At 65.5% G+C, this 17,975-nt stretch carries 13 protein-coding genes and 5 pseudogenes; 8 read left to right on the top strand and 10 right to left on the bottom strand.

Features of this window, described 5'->3' with window-relative positions; translation table 11 throughout:
- The first annotated feature begins 3 nt into the window (after positions 1–3).
- From CKW46_RS01290 to CKW46_RS01280, 3 genes are read left to right on the top strand one after another with little or no spacing between them, the layout of a single operon-like run.
- Entirely contained in the window at positions 4–1,311 is a 1,308-nt protein-coding gene (locus tag CKW46_RS01290; RefSeq protein WP_482052690.1) for an acyl-CoA dehydrogenase family protein, read from the top strand.
- Positions 1,308–1,910, top strand: a complete 603-nt coding sequence (locus CKW46_RS01285; RefSeq protein ID WP_015357571.1) for a TetR/AcrR family transcriptional regulator — start codon at positions 1,308–1,310, stop codon at positions 1,908–1,910. The genes CKW46_RS01290 and CKW46_RS01285 overlap by 4 nt, the downstream gene beginning before the upstream one ends.
- Complete coding sequence (locus CKW46_RS01280; protein WP_015357570.1) at positions 1,911–2,879, top strand: NADPH:quinone oxidoreductase family protein; 969 nt, start codon at positions 1,911–1,913, stop codon at positions 2,877–2,879. It begins immediately after the preceding gene.
- 6 nt (positions 2,880–2,885) lie between these two features.
- On the opposite strand, the gene CKW46_RS01275 is transcribed toward CKW46_RS01280, so the two are convergent.
- Complete coding sequence (locus CKW46_RS01275) at positions 2,886–4,766, bottom strand: alkyl/aryl-sulfatase (RefSeq protein WP_482052689.1); 1,881 nt, start codon at positions 4,764–4,766, stop codon at positions 2,886–2,888.
- 179 nt (positions 4,767–4,945) lie between these two features.
- Here CKW46_RS01275 and CKW46_RS01270 point away from each other — a divergent pair, with 179 nt between their 5' ends.
- Positions 4,946–5,431: a lipoprotein LpqH gene (locus CKW46_RS01270; protein ID WP_015357568.1), complete on the top strand. Its 486-nt coding sequence runs from the start codon at positions 4,946–4,948 to the stop codon at positions 5,429–5,431.
- A gap of 114 nt (positions 5,432–5,545) precedes the next feature.
- Here CKW46_RS01270 and CKW46_RS01265 read toward each other — a convergent pair whose 3' ends face one another.
- The 4 genes and pseudogenes from CKW46_RS01265 to CKW46_RS01250 all read right to left on the bottom strand — a co-directional run bounded on the left by CKW46_RS01265 (position 5,546) and on the right by CKW46_RS01250 (position 8,271).
- Positions 5,546–7,060: a sensor histidine kinase gene (locus tag CKW46_RS01265; protein ID WP_482052688.1), complete on the bottom strand. Its 1,515-nt coding sequence runs from the start codon at positions 7,058–7,060 to the stop codon at positions 5,546–5,548.
- Complete coding sequence (locus tag CKW46_RS01260; protein ID WP_015357566.1) at positions 7,038–7,742, bottom strand: response regulator transcription factor; 705 nt, start codon at positions 7,740–7,742, stop codon at positions 7,038–7,040. Before CKW46_RS01260 ends, CKW46_RS01265 begins: the two co-directional genes overlap by 23 nt.
- Before the next feature lie 121 nt (positions 7,743–7,863).
- Positions 7,864–8,020 (bottom strand): annotated as a pseudogene (locus CKW46_RS01255) (DUF6131 family protein).
- Positions 8,021–8,031: 11 nt separating this feature from the next.
- Positions 8,032–8,271, bottom strand: coding sequence for a hypothetical protein (locus CKW46_RS01250; protein ID WP_117436520.1), 240 nt, complete (start codon positions 8,269–8,271; stop codon positions 8,032–8,034).
- A 122-nt stretch (positions 8,272–8,393) separates the two neighbouring features.
- Here CKW46_RS01250 and CKW46_RS01245 point away from each other — a divergent pair.
- The 3 pseudogenes from CKW46_RS01245 to CKW46_RS01235 all read left to right on the top strand — a co-directional run.
- Positions 8,394–9,597: pseudogene (locus CKW46_RS01245) on the top strand (ISAs1-like element IS2404/ISMul1 family transposase).
- A gap of 197 nt (positions 9,598–9,794) precedes the next feature.
- A pseudogene (locus CKW46_RS01240) lies at positions 9,795–10,998 on the top strand (ISAs1-like element IS2404/ISMul1 family transposase).
- A 21-nt stretch (positions 10,999–11,019) separates the two neighbouring features.
- Positions 11,020–11,352 (top strand): annotated as a pseudogene (locus tag CKW46_RS01235) (ISAs1 family transposase); the annotation flags it as partial.
- Positions 11,353–11,354: 2 nt separating this feature from the next.
- On the opposite strand, the pseudogene CKW46_RS01230 reads toward CKW46_RS01235, so the two are convergent.
- The 3 genes and pseudogenes from CKW46_RS01230 to CKW46_RS01220 all read right to left on the bottom strand — a co-directional run.
- A pseudogene (locus tag CKW46_RS01230) lies at positions 11,355–11,780 on the bottom strand (dihydrodipicolinate reductase); the annotation flags it as partial.
- 40 nt (positions 11,781–11,820) lie between these two features.
- On the bottom strand, positions 11,821–12,975 hold the full coding sequence (locus CKW46_RS01225) for a hypothetical protein (protein WP_482052687.1): 1,155 nt from the start codon (positions 12,973–12,975) through the stop codon (positions 11,821–11,823).
- Positions 12,972–14,303, bottom strand: a complete 1,332-nt coding sequence (locus tag CKW46_RS01220; protein ID WP_482052686.1) for a hypothetical protein — start codon at positions 14,301–14,303, stop codon at positions 12,972–12,974. The genes CKW46_RS01225 and CKW46_RS01220 overlap by 4 nt, the downstream gene beginning before the upstream one ends.
- Before the next feature lie 84 nt (positions 14,304–14,387).
- Here CKW46_RS01220 and CKW46_RS01215 point away from each other — a divergent pair, with 84 nt between their 5' ends.
- Positions 14,388–14,831 (top strand): hypothetical protein, encoded by a 444-nt coding sequence (locus tag CKW46_RS01215; RefSeq protein ID WP_015357562.1) that lies wholly within the window; start codon positions 14,388–14,390, stop codon positions 14,829–14,831.
- A 3-nt stretch (positions 14,832–14,834) separates the two neighbouring features.
- Here CKW46_RS01215 and CKW46_RS01210 read toward each other — a convergent pair whose 3' ends face one another.
- Both CKW46_RS01210 and CKW46_RS01205 read right to left on the bottom strand, forming a co-directional pair.
- Positions 14,835–16,208, bottom strand: coding sequence for a CHAT domain-containing protein (locus CKW46_RS01210; protein WP_482052685.1), 1,374 nt, complete (start codon positions 16,206–16,208; stop codon positions 14,835–14,837).
- Positions 16,205–17,938 (bottom strand): hypothetical protein, encoded by a 1,734-nt coding sequence (locus CKW46_RS01205; RefSeq protein WP_240274392.1) that lies wholly within the window; start codon positions 17,936–17,938, stop codon positions 16,205–16,207. Before CKW46_RS01205 ends, CKW46_RS01210 begins: the two co-directional genes overlap by 4 nt.
- Positions 17,939–17,975 lie beyond the last annotated feature (37 nt).

Here is a 17,975-nt window from a genome sequence, read left to right as displayed (position 1 = left end):
CGAATGCCTTGGGACTACTCCACCGAACCGGAGTTCGAGAAGAAGCTCGACTGGATCCGCGGGTTCGTGCGCGAGGAGGTGGAACCGCTCGAGGTGGTGTTCCCCGGCTGCGAGTTCCTGCCGCTCAACGATGAACGCCGCCGCATCGTGGATCCCCTCAAACAACGAGTTCGCGACGAAGGCTTGTGGGCCCCACATTTGGGTCCGGAACTCGGCGGGCAGGGCTTTGGCGCGGTGAAACTGACCCTGATCAACGAGATCCTGGGACGCAGCCCCTGGGCTCCGATCGTGTTCGGCACCCAGGCACCCGACACCGGCAACGCGGAGATCATTGCGCGGTTTGGCACCCCGGATCAAAAGGACCGCTACCTGCAGGGCTTGCTGTCCGGCGAGATCTTCTCCTGCTTCTCCATGACCGAGCCGCAGGGCGGTGCCGATCCGCGCGTCTTCACCACCCGCGCCGTCCGCGACGGTGACGATTGGGTGATCAGCGGCCGCAAGTATTTCTCGTCCAACGCCTCGGTCGCATCGTTTTTCATCGTCGTCGCGATCACCAATCCGGATGTGGCCGTTCACCACGGAGCGTCGACGTTCCTGGTCCCGGCTGGAACCAAGGGCTTGACCATCGAAGCCAACCACCACCTGGTCGGCGCCCTGCCCCACGAACCGGGTCACTCCCTGGTGCACTACGACGACGTTCGAGTCGGTGCGGATGCGCTGCTTGGGGAACCGGGGCAGGGATTTCTGATCCTGCAAACCCGCCTGGCCGGTGGCCGGCTGCATCACGCGATGCGCTCCATCGGGGTGGCGCAGCGTGCGGTCGAGATGATGTCACGTCGAGCGAAAAGTCGATTCACCCAGGGCAGTTCGCTGGCCGATAAGCAGTTGGTGCAAGCGTTCATCGCCGACTCCTACACCGAGCTGATGCCGTTCCGGCTGGCGGTGCTACACGCGGCCTGGATGATCGACACCGCCGGCGAGCACGCGGCGCGCGCCGAGATCGGCGCCTGCAAGATCCGGGCATCCCAAGTGCTCAAATCGATTGGTCTGCGTGCCATCCAGGTGCACGGCGCGCTGGGCACCACCGATCAGCTACCGCTGGTCAGCGTGCTACTCGGCGGTGTTGCGCTGGGGCTGGCAGACGGCCCCACCGAAGCCCACAAGGTGAACCTGGCGCGGATGCTGCTGAAGAACTACGAGCCCGAAGACCCGCAGTGGCCCAGCGAATCACTGGCCGTCCGGCAAGCGGCCGCCCGCGCCAAGTACGGCCAACTCGTCGACCGTGTTCCGGCCCTTCCCGATTCACCGTGAGCGATCGAGTCACCGCCGCAGTCGAGCGCGCGCTCGATGACCGCCAGCGCGAGGCCACCGAGGAAGTGGAGCGCATTCTCGCCGCCGCGGTGCGGGTGATGGAACGCGCCGCTCCCGAACCTCCACGGGTCAGCGACATCGTCGCCGAGGCCGGTTCGTCGAACAAGGCGTTCTATCGGTATTTCGCCGGCAAGGACGATCTGATCCTGGCCGTGATGGAGCGCGGTGTCGCCATTGTGGTGTCCTACCTGGAACATCAGATGGCCAAGGAGTCACGCCCGGACACCAAGATCGCGCGCTGGATCGAGGGCACGCTAGCCCAGGTTGCCGACCCACACCTGATCAGCATGAGTCGCGCGGCCGCCGGGCAACTGTCGAATTGGCTTGCAACCGACCGGGAAATGCTGCGCCCGCTGCGTGATCTACTCACCGCACCGGTCACCGCACTGGGCAGCTCCGACGTGGATCGTGACGTCGAGGCGGTCTACGGTTGCACGGTTGCGACGATGCGCAGGTACGTGGGTTCGGCCGAGCGGCCCGGCCGAGACGACATCGAGCATCTCGTACGGTTCTGTCTGCTCGGGCTGGGAGTCAGTTGAATGCGCGCGATCGTCTGTAACGCCTACGGTCCACCGGAAGATCTGGTGCTGGACGAAGTTCCCGATCCCGTTCCCGCACCCGGTCAGGTGCTGGTGCGGGTTCGCGCCGCGGCGGTCAACTTTCCCGACGTGCTGTTCATCGCGGGCAAGTACCAGATCAAGATCCCACCCCCGTTCGTCCCCGGCAACGAGATCGCCGGCGAAGTCGTGGGCGCCGGCGCAGGCGTGACTCTGGTTCCGGGGCAACGCGTATTCGGCACGACGTTCGGGGCGTTCGCCGAGTTGGCGCTGCTCGACGGGGCCGCGGCCCAACCCATCCCCGACGACGCCGACTTCGCGTCCGCCGCCGCGTTCGGCGTCACCTACCGCACCGCCTATCATGCGCTGCGCTCGGTAGCCCAAGTGTTGCAGGGTGATTGGGTTGTGGTGCTCGGCGCGGCAGGCGGTGTGGGCCTGGCCGCCGTCGATCTGGCGGTGGCGATGGGTGCCCGGGTGCTGGCAGCGGCATCCAGTCCGGAGAAGCTGGGTTTGTGCCGCCAGCGCGGCGCCGAGGCCGTCGTCGACTATGACCAGGAGGACCTGAAGCTGCGAATCCGGGAACTGACCGGAGAGAGCGCCCGCGTCGTCCTCGATCCCGTCGGCGGATCGTACGCCGAACCCGCGCTGCGTGGTCTGGCCCGCGGGGGCATCTTCGTCACCCTGGGCTACGCGGCCGGATCCATTCCGGCCATTCCGCTCAACCTGGTGATGCTCAAGAACCTCACCATCCGCGGCATGGAGATCCGCACCTTCATGGGCGACTACCCCGACGAGTGCGCCCGCGATGTCGCAGAGCTGTCACAGATGTTCGCCGCCGGAAAGATCCGGCCGCACATCGGCGCCCGCTTCCCATTGGCCGACACGCCTGCCGCGCTGCGCTACGTCGCCGAACGCAAGGTGCTGGGCAAGGTGGTGATCGACGTCGCGTGATGGCCGCTAGGGCACGATGATGTTGAAGTCGGGGTCCGGCTCATCGAGCACACCGGCCAGCGTCTGCAACACCGACTCGTCCCCGGAGACCTCGAGCCCGGGCGAGGTGACGTCGCCCATCGCCACGGCCAGCAGCCGAGACTTGTTCTGCAGCTTGACGGTTGCCGATGCCGTCGCTTCATCCGCGGCGACCTTGCGGTGCATCAGCACACCATTGCTCAGCGCAAGCCGGTAGTTGGCGTTGAGGTCCTCGAACGTCACATCGATGGTGAGGTCCAGGTCCCAGCTGCGCGGACCGTCGATGCGGATCGCCAGGCTGTCGAAGATCTGTTCCGGAGTCAGCTGGGTCAGCAGAGTCGGCGAGGTGGTTTGCACGGCGGTGCCGAACTTGCCGTCGCGCAACTCGGCCGCGCCGCACAGGAAGAAGTTGCGCCACACCGCGTTCTCGGCGCCATAGGCCAACTGCTCCAGTGTGTCGGCGTAGAGAGTCCGGGCCGCGGAATGCTCGCTGTCGGTGAACACCGCGTGATCGAGCAGCGTGGCCGCCCAGCGGAAGTCGCCGGAATCGAAAGCCTGCTGGGCGAGTTCAACCACCTGATCGATCCCGCCCATGGCCTCGACGTAGCGAGGCGCGAGCTCTTCGGGGGGATGCGGCCACAGCCGGCCGGGGTTGCCGTCGAACCAACCCATGTATCGCTGATAAACGGCTTTGACGTTGTGGTTGACCGACCCGTAGTAGCCGCGGGTATGCCAGGCCTGCTCCAATGCCGGCGGCATCTGGAACATTTCAGCGATCTCCACACCGGTGTAACCCTGGTTGAGCAGCCGCAGCGTCTGGTCATGCAGGTACGCGTAGAGGTCTCGTTGCAGCGCCAGGAATTCGACGATGCGTTCACGGCCCCAGGTCGGCCAGTGGTGGGATGCGAAGACCACGTCGGCGCGGTCGGCGAACGTATCGATCGCCTCGGTGAGGTAGCCCGACCAGGCATGCGGGTCACGCACCAGCGCGCCGCGCAGCGTCAGCAGGTTGTGCAGATTGTGGGTGGCGTTTTCGGCCATGCACAGGGCGCGGAACTTCGGGAAATAGAAGTGCATCTCGGCGGGGGCTTCGGTGCCCGGCGCCATCTGGAATTCGATCTCCACGCCGTCGATGGTGTGTTTTTCCCCGGTCGAACGGATGTCGACAGTCGGGTTGATGATGGCGACCTCGCCGGTCGATGGCGTCTGGCCGAGCCCGCAGCCCACTTGCGCCTGCGGTCCACGTTCGAGCAATGTGCCGTACATGTAGGTCGCACGGCGGGTCATCGCCGGTCCCGCGTAGACGTTCTCCTGAACGGCATGCTCGGTGAAGCCTTGCGGGGCGAGCACCTTCACCTTGCCCGCGTCCACGTCGTCCTGAGAGGTAACGCCGAGCACTCCGCCGAAATGATCGACGTGACTGTGGGTATAGATCACCGCGACCACCGGCCGGTCCGCATCGCGGTGGGCGCGGTACAGGGTCAACGCGGCGGCCGCGACCTCGGTGGATACCAAGGGGTCGATGACGATGATTCCGGTGTCACCCTCGACAAAGGTGATGTTGGACAGGTCGAATCCGCGAACCTGGTAGATGCCCGGCACGACTTCGTACAAGCCTTGTTTGGCAGCCAGTGTCGATTGGCGCCACAGACTGGGATGCACCGATGTGGGCGCGGGGCCGTCGAGAAACGAATACGCGTCGTTGTCCCACACGACTCGGCCGTCGGCGGCCTTGATGACGCACGGGGTCAAGGCCGCGATGAAGCCACGGTCAGCGTCGTCGAAATCTCGGGTGTCCTGTAGCGGTAGGGAGTGTTCGCCATGAGCCGTTTCGATCGCCGCGGTAGGGGGTTTGTGGTCCACCGGCACTACATTGCCATCAGCATCACCGCCGTCGATAGGCCGGTGCAGCGACTTTGCGCGGCGATGTGTCAGCGAACTCGGAAATATTTTTCTCGCGGTCCCTAGACCTCGGGTCCAGTTAACCCGCATACTGCCGAAGCCGTCCTCAATGCCGATGGCCGCTACACACGGGCAAAGGAGCACAGGTGAAGCGTGGACTGACGGTCGCGGTTGCCGGAGCGGCCATTTTTGTCGCGGGTCTTTCCGGATGTTCGAGCAACAAGTCGACCACAAGCGGTGGCGAAAGCTCGAGTACGGGCTCGACATCAGCAAGCACCGGAGGCGGTCAAGCCTCCGGCACAAAGGTCCTCATCGATGGGCAAGACCAGCACGTGACCGGCTCCGTCGTATGCACGACGGCCGCGGGCAACGTCAACATCGCGATCGGTGGAGCAGCCACCGGTATCGCCGCGGTGCTCACCGACGCCAACCCCCCGGAGGTCAAGTCGGTCGGGCTCGGCAACGTCAACGGCGTGACGCTGGGCTACACGTCGGGCACCGGCCAGGGCAACGCCTCGGCGACCAAGGACGGCAGCAGCTACAAGATCAGCGGCACGGCGACCGGGGTCGACATGGCCAACCCGATGTCCCCGGTGAACAAGCCGTTCGAAATCAACGTGACCTGCCCCTAGTCCGCCCACGGTGACGATGCGGGCCCAAGCGCCCGCGGTGGGCGGCCCAGCAATTCGGCTGGCCCAATGATCAACAGCGTCCGCTGAGTTGCCGGGGCTACTGCGGTCGGCAACTCAGCCGGGCGGCACGCCGGATCGTTGCCACGCGTCAAGTGGCAGCCGCACCGCACACTCGGTGCGTCCGGGTGAGCTGTTGACGGTGATGGTGCCGTTGTGCGCCTTCACCACGGCCGCCACGATCGCCAGGCCCAGGCCGGTGCTGCCGCCCTTGCGGGAGCGGGAGGTATCACCGCGGGCGAACCGCTCGAATATCTCCGACTGCATCGCCTCGGGAATGCCCGGACCGTTGTCGATCACCTCCAGCACCACATGCGTCGGCCCACTACTGAGCCGGGTGGTGACGACGGCGCCGGGGCCGGTGTGGATACGAGCATTGGCCAGCAGGTTGGCGACGACTTGGTGTAGCCGTGCGGCATCGCCGGTGACGACTACCGGTTCTGCGGGCAGGTCAAGCTCCCACTGCTGATCCGGTCCGGCGATATGCGCATCGCTGACGGCATCGACCGCCAGCCGGGACATATCGACCGGCTCGCGTTCCAGCGGACGGCCGGAGTCCAGCCGGGCCAGCAGCAACAGGTCCTCGACCAGACTGGTGATCCGCTCCGTCTCGGACCCCACCCGGCTCATCGCATGGGCGACCGCGGCACGGTCGTCACCCATTCGTTGCGCCAGCTCGGTGTACCCGCGAATCGCGGCCAGCGGGGTGCGCAGCTCATGACTGGCGTCGGCGACGAATTGACGAACCCGCGTCTCGCTTGCCTGCCGGGTCGATAGTGCGGCGGCAATGTGATCGAGCATCCGGTTGAGCGCCGACCCAAGCTGACCCACCTCGGTGTCGGGGTTGGCGTCGGTCTCCGATACCCGCACCGGCAATTCGACTTCGCCGCGATCCAACGGCAAATCGACGACTTCCGTTGCGGTTTGGGCCACCCGGCGCAACGGGGCCAGTGCCCGCCGAATGATAATCGCGCCGGCGGTGGTGGCCGCGACCAATGCGACGACGGTGACGATGCCGAAAATGATCAGCATTCGGATCATGGTCGCGTCCACATCCGACATCGAAAGGCCGGTGACGATGAGTTCGTCACCGCGGCGGCTCAGGGCGGACACCACCCGGTAGCGGCCCAACCCATCGAGGTTCAGTGTTACCGGATCTTGGCTGCCGGCGACGGCCGCCAGCTGGGCCTGCGCCGTCGGGCTGATTTCGGCACGGTCCCCACTATTGGTCAGATACCCTGCAACGATCGCCTTGCCGTCCCTGACCACGGCGCCGACCATGCCGGCCGGCTGGCCCGGGGCATCCAGAAACCGCGGCCCGGGGCCGGGGCGCCAGTATCGGTGCTGGTGCCGCCAGAACCGATGGGACGACTCGGGGTACATCAACGCCGATCGATGCGACGTTCCGCCCAGTTGCCCGTCGAGCTGTGCGACCAGGTGGTGATGCAGCGCCAGTTCGGTCGCGGCGGTGATTCCCACACAGACAACGGCTAGGACGAGGATCTGCCCGACCAGCAGGCGCAGCCGAAGCGACCAGGCGCCCGGTTTCCTAACGAGCCGGTTTGAGGACATAACCTGCGCCGCGCAGCGTGTGAATCATGGGTTCGCGACCGTTGTCGATCTTCTTGCGCAGGTAGGAGATGTAGAGCTCGACGATGTTGGACCGGCCGCCGAAGTCATAACTCCATACCCGGTCCAGAATCTGCGCCTTACTCAGTACCCGCTTGGAGTTACGCATCATGAACCGTAGCAATTCGAATTCGGTTGATGTCAACGAAATCGGCTCGCCGGCGCGTGTCACTTCATGACTGTCCTCATCGAGCACCAGGTCCCCGACGACCAGCTGAGCCCCGCTGTCCACGGTGGTCACACCGGTGCGTCGCAGCAGCGCCCGCAGCCGCAGCACAACCTCCTCGATGCTGAACGGCTTGGTCACGTAATCGTCTCCGCCAGCGGTCAACCCGGCGATGCGATCCTCCACCGCATCCTTGGCCGTTAACAGCAGCACCGGCAGCCGTGGGTTCTCCTTACGCAAGCGATGCAGGACTTCCAGCCCGCTCATGTCGGGCAGCATCACGTCGAGTACGACGACGTCAGGGCGCTCGGCGCGGGCGGACGCGATCGCAGACGCGCCATCGGAGGCGGTGGCGATGTTCCAGCCCTCGTAACGCAGTGCCATTGACACCATCTCGGCCAGAACGGGTTCGTCATCGACGACCAACACGCTTACCGGTTGACCATCGGCCCGGCACATCACAACGCGCTCAGCCGAACTGCGGGGGGCGGTCACGGTTTCCAGTATCCGCTCCGGGCTAGGCCGAAGCTATGCCGTTGCTATGCGCAGGCTGTGAAAGGCGGGCGTTGAACTCCGGCGGTCAGTACCAATACCGCCGGCCGGCCACCGGGCGCCCCACCGAACCCATGACCCACAACACCGCACCGATCACCAACAGGATGACACCAAGGGTGGTCAACAAATGAATATCGAACACAAATTCCCAGGATAAACAGGATGGCACCGACGACGATCATGACGACTTCCTTTACATTGCGAGTGCGTGATCGATTGATTCCATTGCGCTAGGTTGCGGCAAATGGCAGTCCCTTACTTTCGGGTTGACACCGAAGTAATTAAGTGGCCCAGCGAGCACCGTGACTGCAACGGTTCCCACTGAGGCACAACTTGTTTGCTGACCCTTGAAGTAGCCTCGCTGCCATGTCGCGAATACTCCAATGAGCAACCACACGAGCACAATCGCCCCCAGGGCTCCGGCGTTGTTGATTAGCAGGCTTGTGAGCTGGGTTGATGATCTTTGGTGCCGCGCTATTGGGGCCGGAGTGTAGGCACGGGCTATCTGGAGAACGATCGAGTTGGTTACTGTTCGTCGTTGGTCTGGAGTTGCCCGTGCCTACCGTTTCAGTATTGCCTGTGTCGTCGGTTCCAGAGGTGTTCGACCGCTGGAGTCCTGGTGAGCGTAGCGAGCTCATCGGATCGGAGTTTCTCGATGTGTTGGTCTCGGTGCCAGACCCGAGGGACCCACGCGGTCGGAGGTATTCGCTGATGGCTTTGTTGGCGATCGCGGTTCTGGCCACTGCCGCGGGGATGCGCGGCTATGCTGGTTTTGCCACATGGGCGGCCACCGCTCCCGATGATGTGTTGGCCTAATTAGGGGTCCGGTTCCGGCGGCCCAGTGAGAAGACCTTCCGCGCTGTTTTGTCTCGGCTAGACCCCGCCGACCTCAACGCCAGGATGGGCAGTTACTTCACTGCACACGTGGCCAGCAGCGGCCCCAGTGGATTGGTGCCGATCGCGTTGGACGGCAAGATGCTGCGTGGTGCCTTTACGCGCCAAAGCGACAGCCACGCATCTCGTGTCGGTGTTCGCCCACCGTGCCTGATTGGTGCTCGGTCAACTCGCTGTCGCCGAGAAAAGCAATGAAATTCCCTGCGTACGTGCCCTGCTCACGCTGCTGCCGGGTAGCTTGCGGTGGCTGGTCACCGTGGATGCGATGCATACCCAGGTCGTCACCGCGAAGTTGATCTGCGCCACCTTGAAGTCGCACTACCTGATGATCGTCAAGTCCAACCAAGCCAAAATACTTGCGCGTATCACCGCGCTGCCCTGGGCCGAGGTGCCCGCAGCCGCTACCGACGACTCCCGCGGCCACGGCCGTGTCGAGACCCGCACCCTGCAAATCATCACCGCTGCACGAGGAATCGGCTTCCCCTACGCAAAACAAATCATCCGGATCACTCGTGAACGCTTGATCACCGCCACCGACCAGCGCAGCGTGGAGGTGGTCTATGCCATCTGCAGCCTGCCGTTCGAGCACGCCCGCCCTACCGCGATCATGACCTGGATGCGTCAACACTGGGGAATCGAGAACAGCCTGCACTGGATACGCGACGTCACCTTCGACGAAGACCGTCAAAGGGCACATACCGGAAACGGCGCACAGGTCCTAGCAACGCTACGCAACACCGCGATCAATCTGCACCGCCTCAACGGCGCCGACAACATCGCCGAAGCCTGCCGGATCACCGCTTTGACCGCCAACCGCCGCCTAGACCTCCTCAATCCACAATTCCCCAGCTCACAAGCCTGCTAATCAACAACGCCGGAGCCCTGCAATCGCCCCGACAACTCCGCGCCCACGCATGGTCAGGGCTCCGGCGTTGTTGATTAGCAGGCTTGTGAGCTGGGTTGATGATCTTTGGTGCCGCGCTATTGGGGCCGGAGTGTAGGCACGGGCTATCTGGAGAACGATCGAGTTGGTTACTGTTCGTCGTTGGTCTGGAGTTGCCCGTGCCTACCGTTTCAGTATTGCCTGTGTCGTCGGTTCCAGAGGTGTTCGACCGCTGGAGTCCTGGTGAGCGCAGCGAGCTCATCGGATCGGAGTTTCTCGATGTGTTGGCCTCGGTGCCAGACCCGAGGGACCCACGCGGTCGGAGGTATTCGCTGATGGCTTTGTTGGCGATCGCGGTTCTGGCCACTGCCGCGGGGATGCGCGGCTATGCTGGTTTTGCCACATGGGCGGCCACCGCTCCCGATGATGTGTTGGCCTAATTAGGGGTCCGGTTCCGGCGGCCCAGTGAGAAGACCTTCCGCGCTGTTTTGTCTCGGCTAGACCCCGCCGACCTCAACGCCAGGATGGGCAGTTACTTCACTGCACACGTGGCCAGCAGCGACCCCAGTGGATTGGTGCCGATCGCGTTGGACGGCAAGATGCTGCGTGGTGCCTTTACGCGCCAAAGCGACAGCCACGCATCTCGTGTCGGTGTTCGCCCACCGTGCCCGATTGGTGCTCGGTCAACTCGCTGTCGCCGAGAAAAGCAATGAAATTCCCTGCGTACGTGCCCTGCTCACGCTGCTGCCGGGTAGCTTGCGGTGGCTGGTCACCGTGGATGCGATGCATACCCAGGTCGTCACCGCGAAGTTGATCTGCGCCACCTTGAAGTCGCACTACCTGATGATCGTCAAGTCCAACCAAGCCAAAATACTTGCGCGTATCACCGCGCTGCCCTGGGCCGAGGTGCCCGCAGCCGCTACCGACGACTCCCGCGGCCACGGCCGTGTCGAGACCCGCACCCTGCAAATCATCACCGCTGCACGAGGAATCGGCTTCCCCTACGCAAAACAAATCATCCGGATCACTCGTGAACGCTTGATCACCGCCACCGACCAGCGCAGCGTGGAGGTGGTCTATGCCATCTGCAGCCTGCCGTTCGAGCACGCCCGCCCTACCGCGATCATGACCTGGATGCGTCAACACTGGGGAATCGAGAACAGCCTGCACTGGATACGCGACGTCACCTTCGACGAAGACCGTCAAAGGGCACATACCGGAAACGGCGCACAGGTCCTAGCAACGCTACGCAACACCGCGATCAATCTGCACCGCCTCAACGGCGCCGACAACATCGCCGAAGCCTGCCGGATCACCGCTTTGACCGCCAACCGCCGCCTAGACCTCCTCAATCCACAATTCCCCAGCTCACAAGCCTGCTAATCAACAACGCCGGAGCCCTGCACCGACCAGCGCAGCGTGGAGGTGGTCTATGCCATCTGCAGCCTGCCGTTCGAGCACGCCCGCCCTACCGCGATCATGACCTGGATGCGTCAACACTGGGGAATCGAGAACAGCCTGCACTGGATACGCGACGTCACCTTCGACGAAGACCGTCAAAGGGCACATACCGGAAACGGCGCACAGGTCCTAGCAACGCTACGCAACACCGCGATCAATCTGCACCGCCTCAACGGCGCCGACAACATCGCCGAAGCCTGCCGGATCACCGCTTTGACCGCCAACCGCCGCCTAGACCTCCTCAATCCACAATTCCCCAGCTCACAAGCCTGCTAATCAACAACGCCGGAGCCCTGGGCAAACCCCGGACTGACGCCGGATCCGAAGATCGTCGAGCCGCCGTGGCGGCAGGCCGCCAGAATCCGGTCACGGCCGGCGCCCAGGTTGTGCCCGGTGATGAACGCCGCCGTGGTCACCACATTCACTCCGGCCGACAAGATGCGCACCAGTTCGTCCACGTCAATCCACATCGGGTTGTAGACCACGCAGTCCGGTTTGAGGGCCAGCAGCGCCTCGACGTCATTGCTGGCGGTGATGCCCAGCGGTGCCATGCCGCACAGTTCGCCGGCGTCGCGCCAGGCCTTCTCCTGCGACCAGGCGTAGCACCCCACCAGTTCCAGCGCGGGGTGAGTCGCGATCGCCTGCAGCGAACTCTTGCCGACGTTTCCGGTGGTCCATTGCACGACCCGATAACTGTTTGGCACTCGCTCAGCATAAGAATCGGGGCGGATCTTCGAGGGGGAATCAGTAGGCGGACTCACTGGCCAGGATCTCGGCCAGAAAAGCGTCCGGTGGCGGCCGGTCCAGCCGGTCGCGCACCCAGCGGCGCACCCGGTCGCGGGTCTGGCGTGATTCCGCGATGTCGGCCCCGATCACTACCGACGTGGCGGCCCAGTTGTGGTCCCATGCCGAGGTCTGGGTCATGGCGCGCCGTTGCGCGTCGACGAGTGCGACCGTGGCCCGGCCGCCGGCATCCAGCGCGCCGGTGCCGCTGGCCTCACCGGAGCGCACTCGGACCGGCACGTCGGTGGCCGGCTGTGCTCCGATGAGGGCGGCCCGCACGACGGCGACAACGGCGGACCCGGCCGGTCCGCCGGGCTCGATCGTCCAGTCGACGGTGTCTTCGGCCGCATCGAATATCGCCGGCGGTACTCCGTCCCAGTTGATCGACGCCACGCCACGGCCGATCGACGCCGCGCCGCGCGGGCCTTGCCCGGCGCCGGCGGCCAGCGCATAGTCGTCGCGCCGTCCCGTCGGCATCGTCACCGCGACCGATGAATCATCAATTGCGGCAGAAAGTTCCGTCCAGCCGGCGCCGTCCGTGCCCACCTCGTCGGCAAGATGAGCCCCGGCCCGCACCAGTGCGCGAATGCGTGCATCATCGGTCCGGACATGTGCGGTCAGGGCGCCGGCGTGCGGCGCCAGCAGTTCGGCGACGTCCGAATCCAGGGTGTCGTCGGTGAAGAAGCCCTGTGCCCCGACCGTCAGCAGTGCGACCTCGACGTCGAGCAGCGCCCGGTCCAGCCCGGCGATGTCGTCGCGTTGACTGGCCGGCCACCAGCGCCGCAGCCAATGGCCGACGGCCAGGCGTCGCAGGCCGGCGGCGGAGCCCGGGATGAGCTCGACGCCGCGGAGGTCGACGTCACCCGCCGGGTGCCCGGCCACCGCCGAGAGCACCGCGACGTGTCCGGATTCGCCGACCACACGCCAAAGCCAGTCGGCGCGCGCCGCGTCGGTGAAGGTGATGCGGGTAGCCGCCTCCCCGCGCGGGTCATCAATGACCCAGGACAGCACCGCCCCACTGACTTCCAGCAGCGCAATCAGTGGAGACGCCGGGAGTTGCTCGTCGGGGCCAGTGGCACCGGTGCTCCACAATCCTGACTCGGCCACCAGTTTCATCCGGCCACCTGCAATTCCAGCATCGACTTGATCCGCTGCCGATGGTCGAGACTCACCGAACGCGCGACACCGTCGAGTAGCGACCGCACGTCGTCGACGTCCGCGCAGGGCTCCTGCCAGACATCGCGCCCGTGCAGTCGTGCCCAAAGTCGGCTCAGGTAGGGCTGGGCGTAGGCGGCCAAGTCGTCGACCACCTGACGTTGTCGTGGATGAATCGGCCCGCCGTCGGCAAGGTAGCGGCGGGCGTGCAGCACGTAGGCCTCTTTGCGCAGCCGCGACTGAATCTGCGCGGCCAATGCGTAGCGGTTGGTCATGGTTCGGTCCAAGGGGGCCAGTTCGACGGCGACTTCGATCCCGGCCACCAGGGTCGCCTGCTTGTCCTCGCCGAGCAGGCCCCATGGGGCGCAGGCCCGGTCGACTTCCTCCTCGCACAGTAAGGGGATGTCTGGCAACGCATCTCGGTCCAGGGCGCGGCGGAGGGTGGCACGCACCCGATCCACCACGGTCCGGTCCAGGGGACGGTCGCTGGCGGAGCCGGCATTGACGGTGGGGGGTTGTTGTGGCGCAACCGAACTCAAGTCCAGTGCGACTATCGACCAGGGCAGCTCGCCAGATTCGACGCGCGCCAGTGCGCCGAGGTCGTATGCGGTGGTGGAGCCGGCCAGCATCGACCAGGCGCGCTGGCGTGCGATGACGGCACCGTGGTTGGGAGCGGGGCCCAGCGCCGTGCCCAGTGCGGTCCGGAACGCATCGATCGCCGCGCGGCAGGTCGAATCCGGTGCCCGCACGTCGCGCCAGCTTCGACTGAGTTGATCGGTAAGCGCGGCCACCACTTCCGGACTTGCCAGATATTCATGCAACACCTCGATCGCGGTGCGGTCGCGCCCCTGATGGATCTCGTGCAGCACCGTCGCCGGGGTTTCACGATCACCGGCCGCGGGCGGGCCCTTGGTGATCGCCAGCTCGAAGCACACCGGGAAGTACAACTCCTGGGCGTCTCCGCTGCGGATCCGCAGCTTGCGCCGCTCGGTTTTGAGCACATCGAACCACGATGCCGCAGAGCATAATTGGACAGCGCTGCCAAGGATCGCGTCGTGCATCAACGTCGCGGTGGCCGGGTCGACGACGGGCGCTGAATACTGGGGATTCGACCGCAACCGCAGCACCAGTGGATCGATGATGCGCTTGACGGTGCGACTCAACGGACCGCCGTCATCGCTGCTGAGCAGTTCGACCCCGGGGCCGATCGCGCGCCACGCCTGATCGATCACCGCGCGGCGGGGACTGCCCACCGCTACGGTCGTCGTCAACTGTGGATCCGCGCACATGTCAACAGGATAGGGGCATTGACGCGGATACTGATATTCCCAAAGTTGGGTTCGGTAGCCGATTGTCCCCGCGAGGCTGGCGCTATGAGCAAACCCAAGATGCTGGCCATCGGCGCCGAAGTTGCGCTGATCGCAACCACCCTGTGGTACCTGGTGATGCGCGACTTCCGGATCGCACTGGCCGGGATCGGGTTTGCTCTGGCCACGGTGAGTCTCATCGGCCACGCCAGCTACGCGGCACGACGGATGCCGGGGGTCGCTCGGACGGTCGGAGTGGGTACGGTGCGCACGGTCGAAGGCGGCGAGGCCGAACCTGGCGACGGTGAGCGCCAGATCTGGATCGAAGTGGCCAGCGTGCACGGCGCCACCTTCATCGGCCGACTAGTGCAGGACGACACGGAAACAGACACGGCGACATTGCGCCCCGGACTGGTGGTGTTGGTGGCGTTTGATCCCGCCGACCGCCAACAGCTTTCGCTGCCCGATGACGTGTTGGCCGTTCGCGCCAGGGGTCTGGCCATCGGTTGACCATCAGCGTGCCCCGTCGACGGCGAAACTGACCACCGCACCCCAATACAACGGACTGGCGCTGGCCTCGCCGTCACGCCAGCGTCGCATTTGGGCGCGCTGCCAGCGATTTACGGCGCACCCGGCTTCGTCGGCCTCGTGGGCCGAATCGATCGCGGCGACGATCTCGGTCATCGGGTCGGTCATCGGGTCTGCCGGATCGCCGTCCTCGGCGACGAACTGCCGATAAGCCGCGGTGGTGGGAAGCGACCACAGGGTGGCGGTCACCAGCTGCGCCCCGCCCAGGATGGTCGCCGCCACCAGTCCGGTTGCCTCATCGAATTGGTAGTCGCCGCCGGAGGCACAGGCCAGCAGCGCCACCCGCGGTGGCATCGACATCCGCAGCGCCATCAGATCCGAGGCGGTCAGCGGCCGGTGGTCGCCGATCGCGGGGGCATCCCCGGGTATTGCGGCACCACACGCCAGATGCAGCGCCGCATGGTCGGCATGCCCACCCTCGCTATCGGCCGAACTGGCATGCCCGACGTACAAGAGCCGACTTGGTTGTTGCACCAGCAATTTCGACAGCCAGTCCCGGTCGGTATCCCTGCGGCGGAACAGCTCACTGGGCGAGTCGACCGCCGGCAACACGGGGCGACGTCGCATCAGTTCGGCAAAATGCCTGGCGAGCGGGGTTTCCTCCGACGGCCTGCCCAGCACCGATCCCAGTGCCGAGTCGGGCCGCTGGCCGGGCACGCGCGGGTCGAGTATGAGTATCGGCGGGCCGTCTTTGCGGGCGGCCCATCGGGCCGGCACGCGCGCGGAGTGCACGATGTTCTGGGGCACCGCCAGAAGGATGTCGACCAACTCCATCAGCCGGTAGCCATCGGTGTACTCGGTGATGTCGGCAAGCTGCCAAGGGATCCGGGCGGCCGCTCGGCCGCTGGCGGTGATCGCCTCCTGGCGAGCCCGCACCAACTCTTCCCGGGTGGGCCCCGCGGTCGGCAACGCCAGCAGCCCCCAGGGCACCCGCGCCAGCCGGGCGCTGGGCGAGATGAACAGCACCGGCCGCGGCGATGCCGCGCACTCGGTCAGCAGTTGCCATCCGGGCGTGCCGATCAGCAGTACCCCCAGTATGAACGCGACCGTCAGTTCGCTGTCCCGCGTTGCGAATGGGCCCCAGCAAAGTGCGCGTTCGATGGCCTCGCGCCGGTCCTCGTTGCCGTGGGGCTCGGGTAGTGCGTCGGTCAGTTCGGCCAAGGCCGCCAGCAGGATCCGCTCGTCCACCACCCAGTTGACGGTTCTGGATGGTTGGCTGACCACGCGCAGACTCGCGTAGGTGGTGATCCCGACGTCGGCGTAACGCAGCACCAGAGTGGGGCGGTCCGAGTCGTTCATGGCCAGGTGGACCAGACGGGCTCGGCGGACGTGACGGCGCGACCGTAGCGTTGCAGCGCCAGCGCGCGATAGTGGCTCAGGATCGGTGGGGCGTCCGGTTGCATCTGCAAGGGCGGCAAGGGGCCCAGGCGTGTCAACGAGTTCGCCCCCTGCCGTGACGTCCCCGCTGCGGCGGCGGCCGGTTCGTCGGTGTCGACGAACGCCGGCGCGGTGGCGGTCGATGCCCACTCGCCCATGGCTTCGCGTGGCGGAGCGGGGCTAAACGTTCCTCGGGCGCTGTGGTATTCGACCAGTTCACTGATCAGCTCGGTATTTTCCCACTCCCAGGCGACGGCGAACGCGCCGGCCAGAATCGGGGCCGAGACATGGCTTGCCCAGCGTGATCTCGCGTCAGCGTCAGCGATCGAATAGCGAACCGAGTCGACGGCGAGCGCCGCGGGAACCTTGAGTTCGGCGGCCTGTTCCAGCTTGCTCATCGCACGCCAGTACCCCTCGGTGCCGATCTCACCGTGCAGCAGGCCGATTGACTCGGCTTGGCGGGCTTCGGTCTGCTGCAGTGTCTCCTCCGGATCGCCTGAGCCGTCGAACCCCAAGTCCGCCAGCGCGTCTGCCCGCCACACCGTGCCCAGATGACTGTCGAGTTGGGCGTACTGAAGCCAGCTGCTGCGAGGCGATGAGTCGAGCAGTTCCCGCGCCTGCGCGATCATCTCCACGGCTTGCGTGAAGCGGCCCCAAAAGATGGCTATCCAGCTGCGCTGCAGCAGAATGCGGTGCAGGTACAGGGGCCTTCCCAGGTCACGCCAGTGCTTTTCGGCGTTCGCCCAGCATTGGTCGGCGACCTCGAGCGCACCGCTGGCCAGTCGGGTAAGGCCAAGGTAGAGCCAGCAGCGGGCGACATCGTGTGCGCGCGCGTAGCGGGAGATGATCGGCTCCGCTTCGGAGACCAGCTGCTCGGTGGCCGCGTGGTCGCCGACCACCCAGCGCGCCGCCGCTCGTTCTAATTGTGTTCTGGCGAAGGCAAATTCCCATCCCCTGGCCTGAGCGCGGGCCCCGGCGCGTCGCAGCCACGGTTCGGCCTCCGACAATCGTCCTGTCTCGACGCAGAACCTGCCGTATGCGGTGGCCCCGTACACCCAAAGGTGATCGGAGTATTCGGCGTCGGAACCGGTGTCCGGCCGGTTCAGCGTTTCGAGCACGGATTCCCAATTCGGCACCGCGTGGGTGTGTAGATCGTCGTCGCACAACGCGCTTGCGCACAGAATCCGGGCGTGGGTGAGCAGGAGTCGGTGCTCACCGGCAAGGTCGGGGAACTCCGCGCCGGCTGAGTCGGCCAGCGCGGTGAGTTGCCGCGCGGCGCCTTCGTGATCGCCCTCGGCCGCGCACAGGCCAATCTGCAGCAGGGCGGCGCGCTGGGAATAGCGGCAGATGAGGTGCCTGACTTCGGTGTCCGACAGCTGTATCTGGGCGGCCGCCTCCGGCAGGGTACCGTCGAGAATCTTCGAGTAGCTGGCCAAGCAGTCACGAATGCGCCGGACGCACTCGCGCACGCCCTCGGTCGCGCCGCGGACCAGGTAGATCTCGCCCAGCTGCGCGAATACCTGCAGTGCGAGGTCATCGCGATCGGCTTGTTCGATTTGCGGCAGCAGCGCGATCAGCAGCTCCCGGGCCGCGTCCTCGTCCGCGGCCAACGCCAGGTGCCGGGCGTGTTCGAGATCGCCGGAGATCGACACGGCTGCATCATAAGTCCGTTTTGACCGCGACAGACCG

It is taken from the genome of Mycobacterium liflandii, assembly GCF_022354805.1.
Classification (GTDB): Bacteria; Actinomycetota; Actinomycetes; order Mycobacteriales; family Mycobacteriaceae; genus Mycobacterium; species Mycobacterium marinum.
Note: the sequence above shows the minus strand (reverse complement) of the source record. Positions and strands in the feature narration are given on the sequence as shown.